The organism is Niabella soli DSM 19437, assembly GCF_000243115.2.
Classification (GTDB): Bacteria; Bacteroidota; Bacteroidia; order Chitinophagales; family Chitinophagaceae; genus Niabella; species Niabella soli.
Window position 1 is genome coordinate 640,560 of sequence record NZ_CP007035.1, and the last position, 14,626, is coordinate 655,185.

Below are 14,626 nucleotides of genomic sequence, written 5' to 3' on the forward strand. Positions count from 1 at the left end.
TGTATTAAAGTAAAAACACGACAAAGATAGATTTCTGTCGTGTTTATTGTTAAGAGTTACAGGTTACTGGTCTTACGCCTGCCTGACCGGATGGGCAGGTTTGACGTCTCACGGTTCCTATTGCCCATTCACCTCATCATTATTTCGCCGGGGCCGCGGTCCCTTTGTTCAACTGCGTGGTCCAGTCCATGCTGATCGCTGATTTTTCGATCTTAATATAGTTGCCCGGGCTTACTTCGATATTCAGCGTTGCATCTTCATTGATCTGACTTATTTTACCATGGATGCCCGCAATGGTTACAATTTTATCGCCCTTTTGGAGGTCTTCAATAAATTTTTTCTGATTTTTCGCCCTTTTTGCCTGCGGACGAATAAAGAACAGCCAAAATACTACGATCATTCCGATCATAAAAACCATTGTCGTCATGGAACCGAAAGGTCCGGGGGCTGCTTGTGCTTGAAGGAGTACTTGTGTCATTCTGATTGTTTATACTTTAATTAATTAACTACGTTTACTTTAAAATTTAAAACCGTTTCGGTAAAAGGCTTTGTATTAGCGTGAACCACCATATTCTTGGTATGTGCTCCTTCGCTCTGCCCTTCACTGTTAAACTTGGCTACTATTTTACCTTCCTTTCCGGGTAAAACAGGTGCTTCGGGTTTTTCTGCCAGGGTGCATCCGCATCCGGGCTGAACGGAAGCAATAACTAATGGCTTATCGCCCGTATTTTTTACCGTAAAAGGAATTTCAACGATCTGTCCTTTTTTTACGTTGCCAACGTCTTTAAAGGTAGAATCTGCCCAGGCTACGGTGGTGAAATTTGCAGAATCTTTTAATGCGGTTTCTTTTTGCTCGCTTGAAATTTTGTCGCCGGGCCTGCCTGAAGTGCTGTTACAGGCGACAAAAAGAGCCGCAATGATAAAAGGAAACAGTATTTTTTTCATGCTTGTTTATTTGAAGAAGTAAAATTACAGCATCAGGCCTTTTTATAATCAGTTTTCTTAAGGCGGCCTTGTTGTACCAGTTCTTTATGAATATTATCGAGAATACCGTTTACAAAATGCCCGCTTTGAGCCGTACTGTATTCTTTGGCAAGATCGATGTATTCATTAATGGTCACTTTTGGGGGAATCGTTTCAAAATACAGGAATTCTGCCACACCCATCTTCATGATCACCATATCCAGCAAAGCGATCCTTTCGGGATCCCAGTTTTTCAGCCGGGGGGTTATAAATTCCAGCAGGTATTCGTTTTTGTCAATTACAGTAGCCAGCAATTGTTGGGCAAACTGCAATTTATCTGCACTTATGATTTCACTGAACTTCACAGTGCCGGGTTTATAAATATAGTTCTGTAGCAGTTGCGCCACCATTTCCCCGTCATCGTTCCAGTTGGAAAACAGCTCTTCAATATGGGCGATAAAATCTTCATTCCCCAACATATAATCGTTCAGGATAAATTCAAAGATCTTCCGGTCTTCCTGTTTGCTTTGCTGGTTGATTGATATATAATGATGATATTCAGATGTTTTTACAAGTTGATTATATATTTTCTTTACTAATTCTTCATCGATCTGATGCTCCGGTTTATCCTTTTTAAATTGTTCTTCCAACTGCTTGTCTTCCAGCATTTGCCAAAGCAGGTTGCTGCCGGCCAGTTTGGTATTTACATTCAGGTCGGTTGCAGAAGGGATATATTTACTGGCCTTTTTGTGCGCATCTTTTTCTGCATAGCGCGCTACCTGGGTAAGGAAATAGATCTGGTAAACGAATAAGCTCCGGGTCTGACTAAAATGCTGGTCTAAAACTTTTGATGGGGAAGGGATCTTGCTATTTTCCGCGGACTCCGCACTCCAGGCATATAAGGTTTGCATTACCTTTACCCGTATGTTTCTTCTGCTAATCATTGATTGAATGAACTGTTTTTTGCGGGGGCGAAGATAGATGATTTCCGGCGTACTATATAAAAAACAATGGGTAAATGCTATTTTGACATGCCGCGGGCCTATTTTTTTAAAAATGAGCATTAAAACTGAAAAATTTTCACACAGAGGCTGCGTGGCATATTATTTATGCTACATTAGCCGGCCATATTAAAATACATTTTGGCACTTTAAATTAAAAAATTTAAAAACAATACGACTATGTCTAAAAAATCGACCGTTACCCCATTACACGACCGGGTAATTGTAAAACCAGCAGCAGCAGAAGAAAAAACTGCCGGCGGAATTATTATTCCTGATACCGCTAAAGAAAAACCACAACGCGGTACTGTTGTAGCCGCAGGCCCTGGTAAAAAAGATGAACCAGTAAGCGTAAAACCCGGCGATACCGTTTTATATGGTAAATATGCAGGAACTGAGATCCAGATCGGCGGCCAGGACCTGTTAATTATGAGAGAAAGCGATATTCTCGCAATTATTTAACTAATGTGTGAATGTGCTGATGTGAAAAATGACACATCAGTTATCAGACTTTTTAATAAAAATGGAATTATGCTTTAAAAGCATTTTCACATTTCCCACATTTTCAAATTTTCAAATTAAATAAAAATGGCAAAACAACTTTACTTCAACGTTGAAGCAAGAAATAAAATGAAAAAAGGCGTTGACTCTCTGGCCAACGCAGTAAAAGTAACATTAGGTCCCAAAGGTCGTAATGTGGTATTAGAGAAAAAATTTGGCGCACCTGCTATCACTAAAGACGGTGTTACCGTGGCAAAAGAAATTGAGCTGGAAGATGTGGTAGAGAACATGGGCGCACAAATGGTAAAAGAAGTAGCTTCCAAAACTGCAGATATCGCAGGTGATGGTACTACAACGGCTACTGTTTTAGCACAGGCTATTATTGGCGAAGGACTGCGCATGGTTGCTGCAGGCGCGAACCCGATGGATCTGAAACGCGGTATCGATAAAGCAGTTTCTCTGGTAGTGGAAAGCCTGAAGGCGCAAAGCCAGACCGTTGGTAACGACAGCAAAAAAATTAAACAAGTGGCTACTATTTCTGCAAACAATGACGAGCAGATCGGTGACCTGATCGCTCAGGCATTTGGTAAAGTAGGTAAAGAAGGCGTGATCACTGTTGAAGAAGCAAAAGGTACTGATACTACCGTTGATGTGGTAGAAGGAATGCAGTTCGACCGCGGTTATATTTCTCCCTACTTCGTTACCAACAGCGAAAAAATGGAAGCCGAATTACAGAATCCTTACATCCTGATCTACGACAAAAAGATCAGCACCATGAAGGATATCCTGGGCATCCTGGAAAAAGTAGCGCAAAGCGGCCGCCCGCTGGTGATCATTGCTGAAGACCTGGAAGGCGAAGCATTGGCTACATTAGTAGTAAACAAACTGCGTGGCACCCTGAAAGTGGCTGCTGTAAAGGCTCCTGGCTTTGGCGACCGCAGAAAAGAAATGCTGACTGATATCGCTATCTTAACCGGCGGTACCGTAATTTCTGAAGAGCTGGGCCATAAACTGGAAGGTGCTGAACTGAACGCTTTAGGGCAGGCTTCTTCTATCACTATCGACAAAGACAATACTATTGTTGTAGGTGGTAAAGGTAAAAAAGCAGACATTACCGGTCGTGTAAATCAAATTAAAGCACAAATTGAAAATACAACCTCTGACTACGATCGCGAAAAATTACAGGAGCGCCTGGCTAAATTAAGCGGTGGTGTGGCAGTATTGTATGTAGGTGCGGCTACTGAAGTAGAAATGAAAGAAAAGAAAGATCGTGTGGATGACGCGTTACACGCTACAAGAGCAGCCGTTGAAGAAGGTATCGTTCCTGGTGGTGGTGTGGCTTACATTCGCGCAGTAGACAGCCTTGGCGTAAAAGTAAAAGGACAGCTTGAAGACGAAGCAACCGGTATGGCGATCGTAAAACGCGCACTGGAAGCTCCGATCCGCACCCTGACTGACAATGCAGGTATCGATGGTTCTATCGTGGTGCAGAAAATTAAAGAAGGTAAGGCTGATTTCGGTTTCAACGCCAGAACAGAAACCTACGAAAATCTGTTCAAAGCAGGTGTTATCGATCCTACAAAAGTAAGCCGCGTAGCTTTAGAGAACGCCGCTTCTATTGCAGGTATGTTGTTGACAACTGAATGCGTAATTGCCGATAAACCCGAACCCAAAGCTGCGGCTCCTGCTATGCCAGGCGGTCCTGACATGGGTGGCATGGGTTATTAATTCACTGAATAGTCAATGGTCAATAGTTAATCGGTTGGCCGTTCAATAAAAAGGTCCCGCTTCAAAAGAGGCGGGATTTTTTTTATGGACTGTCAGCAGTGGTGCAGGTCCCGGCAGCGGTCCCGGCTATCCGCTGTACCTCCGCTTCGCTCCGCTGCCGCTGCTATCCGGCAGCCCCTGGGCAGCAGGATAGAGCTCCCACAGACGGCGCAGACTTGCGCAGATTCATTCTTACGGCGGAATTACTTTTGAGACAGCTTCACGAATCATCCCACCCCATCGGGGCGGCCGGTCGGTAGGTAACAGATAGTGTAAGAGGGCGCGGCCTGTAGGGCCGCAATGCCAGGCTTAATTTATTAGCTATCGACCTGCCCAGATGGGCAATCGGTTGCGTAAGGATTTGTGCGCTCCGTCAGGAGCAGCCTGTTTATAGTTCTGTTGAATGACACGGATTTTGGGCTCCGTAGGCGCCCCGTGTTTACGCGGCGTCCTACGGAGCCGATCCCTCGGGTTGCACCTATTCTATAAACACGAGGCTCCTTTGGAACCGCTTCGCCACCGGCTAATAACTGCATATTTCACGAAGCTGCAGACGCAGTTGGCATTCGTGCTTGTCCGGCCCCTCCGTTCAATGCCAGCAGCGGCGTTAGGGATTTTCCCGCATCTCCGCCTTCCCGGCGAGCCATTGGTGTTCGACGCTAAAATTTTCAGTGGTTCAGTGCTTCCTGTGGCAAAAAACTCCCTGATTTTAAATTGCTCCACCTGTCAACTTTGCGTTACCTTTGCAGCAATTTTTAAAAGCATATTGCATGATTAGTGTAAAGGATCTGAAGCTGGCCTATGGCAAGCGTGTTTTATTCGAGGAGGTAAACGTAAACTTTACCAAGGGTAATTGTTACGGGGTTATTGGCGCCAACGGAGCCGGTAAATCTACCTTTTTAAAGATATTAAGTGGAGAAATAGAGCCTAATAAAGGTACTATAAGCATTACACCCGGGGAGCGTATGGCCGTGTTAAAGCAGAACCATTTTGAGTTTGATAACGAAACCGTTTTGAATACCGTGCTAATGGGGCATAAGAAAATGTGGGATGTAATGACCAAACGGGATGCCATCTACGCCAATCCGGATGCTACCGAAGACGATTACATGAAGGCCAGCGAACTGGAAGCGGAATATGGGGAGATGGGAGGCTATGAGTCGGAAAGCGATGCGGCGGCTTTTTTAAACGGCCTGGGCGTGCATGATGAAATGCACCAGCTATTAATGAAAGATATTCCTTCCAATATGAAAGTGCGGGTGTTGCTGGCACAGGCGCTTTTTGGAAACCCGGATATCCTGCTGCTGGATGAGCCTACCAACGGATTGGACATAGAAACCATCGGCTGGCTGGAAAATTTCCTTGCCGATTATGAAAATATCGTATTGGTGGTGAGCCACGACCGTCACTTCCTGGATGCGGTTTGTACCCATGTGGCCGACGTGGATCGTCAGAAAATAAAAGTATTTACCGGTAACTATAGCTTCTGGTACGAAAGCTCGCAACTAATGGCGCGCCAGATCTCCGATAAGAACAAGAAAATGGAGGAAAAGCGTAAGGACCTGCTGGACTTTATCGCCCGTTTTAGCGCCAATGCTTCTAAGAGCAAACAGGCTACCAGCCGTAAAAAGGCATTAGAAAAGCTGACCATTGAAGAAATTGAGCCCAGCTACCGTAAATACCCCGGCATTATTTTTCAACCCCTGCGGGAAGTGGGTAACCAGATACTGAATGTTGAGAAGCTGAAAAGCGTAGTAGAAGGGCGTACCCTTTTTGATAATGTTACGTTTAGTGTAAATAAAGGCGATAAGATCGCGGTGGTAAGCAAGGACCCGTTGGCGGTTACCAGTTTCTTTAATATTATTAACGGGGATGCCAAAGCCGATGGCGGAAAATTTGAATGGGGAACAACCGTTACCGCTGCTTATTTGCCCGTTGATAACAGCCGCTTTTTTACACAGGATCTGAACCTGATGGATTGGCTGCGTCAGTTTGTGCCCCCGCATGTTACGGATGTGGACGAGCCCTTCCTGCGGGGCTTCCTGGGTAAAATGTTGTTTAGTGGGGAAGAAGTGCTGAAGAAGACCACGGTATTGAGTGGGGGAGAAAAAGTGCGTTGTATGCTCAGTAAAATGATGCTGCAGAACCCTAATGTTATCGTTTTAGATCAGCCCACGAACCACCTGGACCTGGAAAGTATCCAGAGTTTTAACGAACAGTGTACGGTTTACAACGGCGTGGTATTGCTCACCAGTCATGACCATACCTTTATGCAAACGGTGGCCAACCGGATCATTGAGCTGACTCCTTCCGGCATCATTGACCGCCTGAGTACTTTTGATGAATATCTGGAAGACGAACGGGTAAAAGTGCTGAAAGAGGAGCTGTACGCGTAATGCTCAATGCATAACGCGCAAGGCTCACGCTGCATTGGGATAAACCCCGAACAGTTTGCAGGTATCACAACTATTCAGGGGCTATACGTTCACGCCGGTTAAAAAATATCAAAAAAGCAGGAACACCGAATGTTACTGGAATAAGGCCCCTTTTACATTTCTTATTCAATATTTCTTATTCTACATTCTCCGTGGTAACCGTTCATCAAAAAAATAATGCTAATTACCGTTAGTGTCTTTTCTTTGCAGGGGCATAGTATTGCTTTGTTAAAATTAATATCAAAATGATTAAAAACTATTTTCTTGCAACAGCCCTTGCTGTTGCCTTTGCTAACTGTGGCGTTTTACATGCTCAGGATGATCTTATAAAGAAGATCAGCTCTAATAAAACTGAAGGTAAGGCGGGTTTTACCTTCACCCGCATCATTGACCTCGCAAGCACACCTATCGAAAATCAGGGCTCTTCGGGAACCTGCTGGAGCTATTCGGCTAATTCGTTCCTGGAATCGGAAATGATCAAGGCCGGCAAAAAGCCGTTGCCTTTGGCGAAGATCTTTACGGCCAGGTGCTCTTACATGGATAAGGCTGATAATTTCGTGCGGATGAACGGCGCCGTGAGCTGGGGCGATGGAGGAGAACCGCATGATGTTATCAATATGTATGCAAAATATGGGATACTGCCTGAAGCAAATTATACCGGGCTGATAAATGGCGCTACTAAAAATAACTTCGGCGCCATGCAAAAAAGCCTCAAGGGAATGCTGGATTCCATTATTAAGAATCCCAACGGCGCGCTGGACCTTTCCTGGAAAAAGCATTTTGCCGATACGTTAGATGCTTACCTGGGTACCGTTCCGCCGATGTTTACCTATGATGGCAAACAATACACTCCCAAAAGTTTTGCCAAGGAAGTGGTAGGCTTAAACCCAGATGATTATGTTGAATTTATATCCCAGACCAATACGCCTTACTGGCAAAAAGCAATGATGATGGTGCCGGATAACTGGGCCTTTCAATGGGATTGGAATATTCCTGCAACTGCGTTCACTGAAATTATTGATAACGCGTTAAAAAAAGGCTATACCGTTGCCTGGGGCGCCGATGTTTCAGAGCCTTATTTCAGTTGGCCAAACGGGGTGGCTTTTGTTCCGGAACATCCTGAACAATATAAAAAAGGAGTAACCCTTGAACAGAAAAAAGCGCTGTTTAACGGCCCGAAGCCCGAGCCGGCGATCACACCCGAAATGCGGCAGCAAGCCCTGGAAGATCTATTGACAACCGATGATCATGGAATGCATATTGTAGGGTTGGCAAAAGATCAGAATGGCAAGGAATATTACCTGGTGAAAAATTCCTGGGGCGCCAGCAATGATTACAAAGGTTATTTGTATGTATCCAAAGCCTATGTACAATATAAGACCACCGGGCTGCTGGTAAATAAAAAAGGAGTGCCTAAATCGGTTGCCTCTAAAATAGCATTATAATATCAGCGAAAAAATAGTTCGCATCATTAGTAAAGAGACAGTGTTAAAAGTCGTCTTTTCGAGTTATTTATTTGCGCTGCCTGTTCGATCTGCGATCATTCAAGCCGGCAAAAACAATGAGGCGATGACATAATATTCTTTCGTCACCCTGACCGCAGCGGAGCGGAAGGGTCTCTCTATTCCAGGGCAGTTTGGCATCACAGGGATGCCTCGGTTCCATTGCATTGCGCTCGGCACGACGAAATGCATAATTGGTTTTCAATACATAATGTAATCTGTCATTGGCAGCTCCATCCCGAAAGCCTTCGGGATGGAGCCGAGAAATCTCAACAAATATTTACTATTGATTATGAGATATCTCCTTTCGATGGCTATCGCATGCACGTCAAGCTAAGCACGACATTCAATCTGCCAGAACTGCCACTACACCAGTATTTGAGCTATTTTTGCTCCGTTAGGAGCGTTGTGTTTATAGCAATCGCAATGGTATTTGTTCGGGCTGTTTACACGGTCCCGCTGAGGCGGGAGAGCCGATGCGTTGCGTAGATGATGATGAATACTATAAACACGTGGCGCTTACAGCGCCTGAATCGTGTTCCTTATCTTGACGCATATGCGATTGCTATTGGGGACCACTGGGCCACAGTCGATATGACGACTTTCTTTTTTTGATACAGCGGCTTTTATTTGGCCTCGCTCACCCGGGAATCCCTAATTTCCGGCTTCCACATACCGTTCTATCATCAATAATTTTCCGGTACTGGTAATGCCTTCGGCTACTACTTTAAATTTCTTTGTGCGGTCGTTGTTGTAGAAAGATATGGGCAATACAGGTTTTTTGCCGGAAATAAAGAGCTCGGGTTTCCAATCCAGGGTCAGCCGGTAATCGGTATATTGATTTTCCGCACCGGTAGAATAATCAGGTGCATAGAATTCTTTCAAAATACTGTAGCCTTCATAATCGACCGTCGTTACAGCTGATTCCATAGCGTCATTCAGATCGTTTCCCGTTTGGTATACACCGCAAGCACACCATTGGCGCCACCTCCGGGTGCACCAATGAATGTAGGAAACAACTTCACCAATGCAATATCATTGGGGTTTAGCGATGCAATCATGCCCGGGTCGGTGGGCATTTCATCCAGGTATAGCTGCATAGGCCGCCTTAATCCTCCCTGGCGGTAGTACAATTGGTAATCGCCGAATTGGCCGCCTCTCATTATGGTAAGCCCTGCAACGCGTCCCTGGAGATAGTCAAAAATATTCTGGTTGGGTATAAATTCCCGGGTCAGGTCAATCGTCCTGGCATCGATGCCTCCTGCAAACAGCCCGCTCATATAAATGTCTTCCAGTTGCCGCAGCCGGTTGCGTACGCCCAATACCGTTACACTATCCAGCATCACACCTTCTCCGCGGGTATAGTCGAACCAGGCGTTGTTCATTTTGTTAGCGATGCCGGTATGGGTGAAAGGCTTATAGGGCAACAATAACGGTGGAATGGAAAAGGACTTTATAAGGGAATCGGAATTGAGTTTTACAGTGAGTTGCTTACTCTTTTTCCCATGAATATCGCTAAACAGGATCTTCGCCTTATTAAAAAAGATCAGGGAGTCCATTTTAAAATGACCGACGGCATCTGTTTTTACGGTCTGTAACCGGCGATCGGAATCCGTAGCTACCCAAACCAGTAAATCCTTATCTGCAAAGGATTTACGGGAGCCTGCTATGTTTACTCTGCCCGAAAGACTAATAAAGCCGGGGTCTTTGTGAACGGGAGGCGGTAACCGGTTGGCTACTGCGTCTTTCCATAAAAAACGGCGCCAGCCGTTAGTAAGCATTACTAATTCCACATCTTCAGCCGCGTTCGGACTATCCGAAAAATAATACGCCGGATGATAAACATAGCCGGGAATATCACTGGTAAGCAAAAAAGAGGAATAGATATTTCCCGGGCGATCGGTTGCCGGCTCATAGTCGGCATCAGTAACCGCAACCGAAAAATTCCCAACTATGCTGTCAGCAAATGCAATACTAAAATGATTTTTCTTTCTTGTGCCGGTATTTAACGTGTCTGCCCTGAAGGTAGTGGTCAAGCGATATTCTTTGTTGTCTATAAAGGTAAGTCGTTCCGCCAGCGGCAGTCCGTCTTTATTAAAAATGGTGATCTGTAAAACACCCGATGGCATATTGCCGGTTTGCAACACGCCATTGATAGTACCGTTATTGGGTTTTACCGGCAGCGCCTGTTTAATAAATACCTGATGCTGCATTTGCCCGATAAGGTAGGCGGGTACTTGTTTTTCGCCCCTGTAATTTATGGCGAATGTTTTGCCCTTCTGTGTATTTTTGATCATTAACGCCACACCTTCATTGGTTACCTCGGGAAGGGATGCTTTCTGGTTATTATCCAATAACGCCTGGTAATGACCACCCGTTGCAGGAACAAGGGCAAATTGCCCCATGCCATCGTGCTGTGTTGAAAACGAAGCCACGGTTTTGTTTTCCTGGTCAATGATCCTGCCAGAAACCGTTGCCGGCAGGCCCTGCTGATCCGTTGCTTTGAAAGCAATATTGTTCTTAAAGCCGGTAACGAGGTTACCTCCTTCAGGATAAAAATGGAGGGTAACCGGTGTGGCGGGTATTGCACCGGCTTTTAGCTTATTGTTTCCAAACACCTCAACGCGCCGGGAGAAAAGATAGCTTTTGTCAAAATTCAGCATCAGCGGGGTATAGGCTCGTAGCTGGTACGATCCGGTGGCAAGTGTATTGGGTAAGTCGATCTGGCCGTAGGACAATGCCCCGAAAACCGGCAGTACTTTCTTTATCAGCGGATGCGATTTGTTGTCCAGCAGTTCCACAAACAAAGTGGAGTTGGCAGAAGAGGGCAGAAAATCTGCCATAAAATAAGCTTTGAACCAAATCGTCTGTCCGGCGAAATAGGTGGCCCTGTCTAACTGCAGGTAGGTCTTTTGGATCGGATCCGCTTTGCCCCATTTATCCAGGTTGTTCACAAATTCCTGGCTATGGATCTGATTGATTAAGCACCACATTCCCAGAAACGGGAGCAGAAAGAATTTGTAAATACGCATCGTTCGCACCATTTACTTTAAAGGTTACAAAAAAAACTGCAATTTGTTTTAAATACTGCGGCTTATTTTGAAGATGCACGATCGCTAAAAATTACATAAATGCCACTGAGCTCAGAACCGCTGATGGATCTGCCCCGGTGGAAGATTCGCACAGAAGAACAAAGACTGAGTTCATCCCGTTGCGAGCAAAATCCCGAACGAATAATTAGCCGGGAATCCTGAAAGACGGGAAGGTCTTATTTAATAGTCTTCCGTCTTTCCGGCAAAAAATACTAATTCCCGTTCTCAATTGTTTTTTCCAGCATCAGCATGCGCCCATCGTTAGTAAGCCCTTCCACCACTATTTTGAATCGTTTGGTGCGGTCGTTATTGTAAAATACGATCGGCACCTTGGGATTGATATTAGCAAGATACATATCCGGGGTCCAGGACAGGGTAAGGCGATTGTCTGCTTTTGCGTTGTCGCCGGTTCTTAAATCATAATTCGGCTGATAAAATTGTTTGATTATTGAATAGCCTTTGTAGGTAATGATATCAGTTGATGATTCAATTGCTGCGCTTAAATCGGCGCCTTTTTTTGTATAGATCGCCAGTGCGCCGCCACCGCCGGGTGCTCCCACAAAAGTTCCCATTAGTTTTATGAACGCGATCTGGCTTATGGGTATTCCCTCGATCATCGTGGCATCCGTATGCATTTCATCAAGGTACAGCGACAGTTTGCCATTGCCAAAGCCGCCGTCCCGGTAGCGTACCACATATTGTCCTTCAGTATCCCGGCTAACGGTAACGCCCGGAAGCCGCCCCTGTATATAATCGAATATGTTCGCCGCTACGGGGTTTTCATTTCTGAGGTCCAATATCCGCGAGTTAATGCCGCCTGAAAAAAGCCCACTGGTATATTCGCTTTCCAGTTTTTCCTGATCCGTTTTCTGACGGGCTTTTACCGTTACGTTTGCCAATGTCTTTCCTTCGGCCCTCAGGTAATCATTATAGGCTCCCTGCATTTTGTTTTCAGCAGTCAGGTCCAAAGAGTCATTGACCTGGAAAGGCGACATTTCCATGTGGTAATTACGATTCAGCGAATCCGCATCCATTTTGACGCGGATGAATTTGCTCTTTTTGCCTTTTATATCGGAAAAGAGAATGCGGGTATTGTCATAAAATATCAAAGTGTCCAGGTGGAACCGTCCACTGGAATCCGTTTTTATCATTTTCATCAGGCCGCCCTTGCCCTGGGTCGAATCTACGGGCGTTGTCATAACCAAAAGGTCTTTATTGGCAAAGGGCTTACGGGTGCCTTCGATATTTACCGTTCCTTTTAAATTAATATACAGCGGGTCTATGTATTGCGGCGCAGGAAGCTTATTTTGGACAACATCCTTCCATTTAAACCGGGTCCAGCCATTGGTCATCATCACCAGGTCCAGGTCTTCTTTTACCGCGCTGGCGTCTGAACGGAAGTAATAGGCGGGATCGTTAATATAGCCCTTCAGGTCGCTGCTTAAAAGGAAATAGGAATATATATTCAGCGGGCGATAGTCCGTCGTTTCGTAGTCTGCATCGGTAACAGAAATGCTGAAATGCCCTATGACCGTATCTTTTAAATTAAGCGTGAAACGGTTTTTCTGGTGCGCCGTGTTATTAAACGTATCTACACTGATGGTGCCCGGTAAAATATATTCTTTGCTGTCTACAAACGTAAGCCGTTCCGCCAGGGGCATATCGTCCTTATTAAATACGGTTACCTGCAAAATACCCGATAAAAGATTGGCTGTTTGTATAACCCCCCCCAACTGATCTTTATCCTGTTTCAGCGGCTGTTTAAAAATTACCTGGTTTTGCATTTGCCCGATCATATAAGCAGGGCGGAAGGCTTCGGGCGCGTCAGCGGTGCGCTCTATTTTAAATTGCTTGCCTTTAGCGGAATTCGTAATGCTGAATGTAATCCCTTTGTTAGTAGCTGCCGGCAGGGGGTACTGCTTCGCCGGGTTGTTGTCGAGTGCAACGTAGTATGCTTCTCCTGCCTGTGGCACCAACGCAAAACGTCCCATGCCGTCATGCTTCGATGCCAATGTGGTAATCTCCTCACCTTTACTGTTTTTTAGTTTGCCCGCAATAGTTACCGGGTAACCATTCTGATCAACCGCCTTAAAAGCAACGGTATTCAGCAGGGTGGTAACCAGATTGCCCCCTTCGGGAAAGAACTGTAAATCGATGGACGGGGCTTTCTTTTTGGATGCTTCTTTTGCCGTTGCTCCAAAAACGGTAATCTCCTTATGATACATAAAGCCCGGCTGGTTCAGCATAAGGGGAGAATAAGCTCTTACCTGGTAGGCGCCGGAAGCAAGGGTTTCGGGCAACTCGATCTGGCCCAGGGTGACGCCCAGGTAAGCAGGAAATATTTTTCTGGAAATAAGTTGCGACCTGCTGTTGAGGAGCTCCACATAAATAGTCGAATTATGAGTGCTTATCGTGTAATCAGACATGCAATAAGCTTTCAGCCAAATGGTTTGCCCGGAGATATAAGACTCTCTGTCAAGATGCAGATAGATTTTCTCAATAGGGTTGCGTTGGTTCCAGTTATCCAGTTTTTGTTCAGGCGTTTGGGCGCACATCCATTGCAAGCATAAAATTCCGGCGGTGAGGAGGAATAGTTTTTTCAGAATCATTTGGGTTATATTACTTTTGCGATATGAAGCTACTGATTTTTTGACTGACCAAAGCTCTAAAAGCTTAAAACAGAAGCAGTTTTTCATAAAAAAAGTTTCGGATGGCTGAAAACTGCAGGAATGACCGCCATTTTGTCTTTATAAAGGTATTGGCAGCATTCTTGAAAGCATAAGAATTGCCAACTAAATGAATAAATAGTTATGAATAAAAAACAACATCTTCCTGAAGAAGAGACTAATGGTTTGAATATCAATGCGGATGAAAATGTAAGCGGAACGGAGCACCTGACAGACCCGTTGGAGGAATCTGACCAGGATCAGTTGGAAGCTGAACTTCAGGAAAGTAAGGATAAATATATACGCCTCGCGGCTGAATTTGATAATTTCAGGAAAAGAACGGCTAAAGAACGGGTTGAATTATTCCAGACCGCCGGAAAGGACGTGATCGTTGCTTTGCTGGATGTGCTAGACGATGCAGACAGGGCCCAGGCCGAGCTGGAGAAATCCGAGAACAATGCAGCCTCAAAAGAAGGTATATTACTGGTGTTTAATAAACTCCGGAACACGCTTCAATCCAAAGGATTAAAAGCAATGGAGGCGATCGGTAAAGAATTTGATCCTGATTTATATGATGCGATCACCGAAATCCCTGCCCCTACCGAAGCATTAAAAGGCAAAGTGGTGGACGAAATAACAAAAGGCTACTATCTGAATGATAAACTGATCCGTCACGCAAAAGTTGTAGTAGGAAAATAA

The 14,626-nt window shown here is 45.1% G+C and carries 11 protein-coding genes; 5 read left to right on the forward strand and 6 right to left on the reverse strand.

Features of this window, described 5'->3' with window-relative positions; all coding sequences use genetic code 11:
• Positions 1-139: 139 nt before the first annotated feature.
• Genes yajC through nusB form a run of 3 tightly spaced genes read right to left on the reverse strand, consistent with a single transcriptional unit; the run spans position 140 to position 1,907 of the window.
• Complete coding sequence (gene yajC, locus NIASO_RS02650; RefSeq protein WP_008583732.1) at positions 140-478, reverse strand: preprotein translocase subunit YajC; 339 nt, start codon at positions 476-478, stop codon at positions 140-142.
• 20 nt (positions 479-498) lie between these two features.
• Positions 499-945, reverse strand: a complete 447-nt coding sequence (locus NIASO_RS02655; protein ID WP_008583731.1) for a DUF1573 domain-containing protein — start codon at positions 943-945, stop codon at positions 499-501.
• 32 nt (positions 946-977) lie between these two features.
• Positions 978-1,907: a transcription antitermination factor NusB gene (gene nusB / locus NIASO_RS02660; protein ID WP_025298648.1), complete on the reverse strand. Its 930-nt coding sequence runs from the start codon at positions 1,905-1,907 to the stop codon at positions 978-980.
• 237 nt (positions 1,908-2,144) lie between these two features.
• Between nusB and NIASO_RS02665 the strand changes: the two genes are divergently transcribed.
• From NIASO_RS02665 to NIASO_RS02685, 4 genes are all read left to right on the forward strand, one after another.
• The gene (locus NIASO_RS02665) at positions 2,145-2,426 is read left to right on the forward strand and encodes a co-chaperone GroES (RefSeq protein WP_008583726.1); all 282 of its coding nucleotides are present in this window, start codon (positions 2,145-2,147) and stop codon (positions 2,424-2,426) included.
• A 126-nt stretch (positions 2,427-2,552) separates the two neighbouring features.
• Positions 2,553-4,193, forward strand: coding sequence for a chaperonin GroEL (gene groL / locus NIASO_RS02670; RefSeq protein WP_008583723.1), 1,641 nt, complete (start codon positions 2,553-2,555; stop codon positions 4,191-4,193).
• Between the two features lie 809 nt (positions 4,194-5,002).
• Positions 5,003-6,628, forward strand: a complete 1,626-nt coding sequence (locus NIASO_RS02680; RefSeq protein ID WP_008583721.1) for an ABC-F family ATP-binding cassette domain-containing protein — start codon at positions 5,003-5,005, stop codon at positions 6,626-6,628.
• A 284-nt stretch (positions 6,629-6,912) separates the two neighbouring features.
• A complete protein-coding gene (locus NIASO_RS02685; RefSeq protein WP_008583719.1) occupies positions 6,913-8,112 on the forward strand; it encodes a C1 family peptidase in 1,200 nt (399 codons plus the stop codon).
• 711 nt (positions 8,113-8,823) lie between these two features.
• Here NIASO_RS02685 and NIASO_RS19570 read toward each other — a convergent pair.
• From NIASO_RS19570 to NIASO_RS02695, 3 genes are all read right to left on the reverse strand, one after another.
• Positions 8,824-9,099: a hypothetical protein gene (locus NIASO_RS19570; protein ID WP_008583717.1), complete on the reverse strand. Its 276-nt coding sequence runs from the start codon at positions 9,097-9,099 to the stop codon at positions 8,824-8,826.
• A gap of 8 nt (positions 9,100-9,107) precedes the next feature.
• Positions 9,108-11,201 carry a hypothetical protein gene (locus NIASO_RS02690; protein WP_008583715.1) on the reverse strand — a complete coding sequence of 698 codons (2,094 nt, stop codon included), beginning with the start codon at positions 11,199-11,201 and terminating at the stop codon, positions 9,108-9,110.
• A gap of 272 nt (positions 11,202-11,473) precedes the next feature.
• Entirely contained in the window at positions 11,474-13,870 is a 2,397-nt protein-coding gene (locus NIASO_RS02695; RefSeq protein ID WP_008583713.1) for a hypothetical protein, read from the reverse strand.
• A gap of 201 nt (positions 13,871-14,071) precedes the next feature.
• Between NIASO_RS02695 and NIASO_RS02700 the strand changes: the two genes are divergently transcribed.
• Complete coding sequence (locus NIASO_RS02700; protein WP_008583712.1) at positions 14,072-14,626, forward strand: nucleotide exchange factor GrpE; 555 nt, start codon at positions 14,072-14,074, stop codon at positions 14,624-14,626.

Excerpts from the sequence above, each read along its gene's own strand:
- yajC (WP_008583732.1), bottom strand. The coding sequence starts at position 478 with ATGACACAAGTACTCCTTCAAGCACAAGCAGCCCCCGGACCTTTCGGT.
- NIASO_RS02655 (WP_008583731.1), bottom strand. The coding sequence starts at position 945 with ATGAAAAAAATACTGTTTCCTTTTATCATTGCGGCTCTTTTTGTCGCC.
- nusB (WP_025298648.1), bottom strand. The coding sequence starts at position 1,907 with ATGATTAGCAGAAGAAACATACGGGTAAAGGTAATGCAAACCTTATAT.
- NIASO_RS02665 (WP_008583726.1), top strand. The coding sequence starts at position 2,145 with ATGTCTAAAAAATCGACCGTTACCCCATTACACGACCGGGTAATTGTA.
- groL (WP_008583723.1), top strand. The coding sequence starts at position 2,553 with ATGGCAAAACAACTTTACTTCAACGTTGAAGCAAGAAATAAAATGAAA.
- NIASO_RS02680 (WP_008583721.1), top strand. The coding sequence starts at position 5,003 with ATGATTAGTGTAAAGGATCTGAAGCTGGCCTATGGCAAGCGTGTTTTA.
- NIASO_RS02685 (WP_008583719.1), top strand. The coding sequence starts at position 6,913 with ATGATTAAAAACTATTTTCTTGCAACAGCCCTTGCTGTTGCCTTTGCT.
- NIASO_RS19570 (WP_008583717.1), bottom strand. The coding sequence starts at position 9,099 with ATGGAATCAGCTGTAACGACGGTCGATTATGAAGGCTACAGTATTTTG.
- NIASO_RS02690 (WP_008583715.1), bottom strand. The coding sequence starts at position 11,201 with ATGCGTATTTACAAATTCTTTCTGCTCCCGTTTCTGGGAATGTGGTGC.
- NIASO_RS02695 (WP_008583713.1), bottom strand. The coding sequence starts at position 13,870 with ATGATTCTGAAAAAACTATTCCTCCTCACCGCCGGAATTTTATGCTTG.
- NIASO_RS02700 (WP_008583712.1), top strand. The coding sequence starts at position 14,072 with ATGAATAAAAAACAACATCTTCCTGAAGAAGAGACTAATGGTTTGAAT.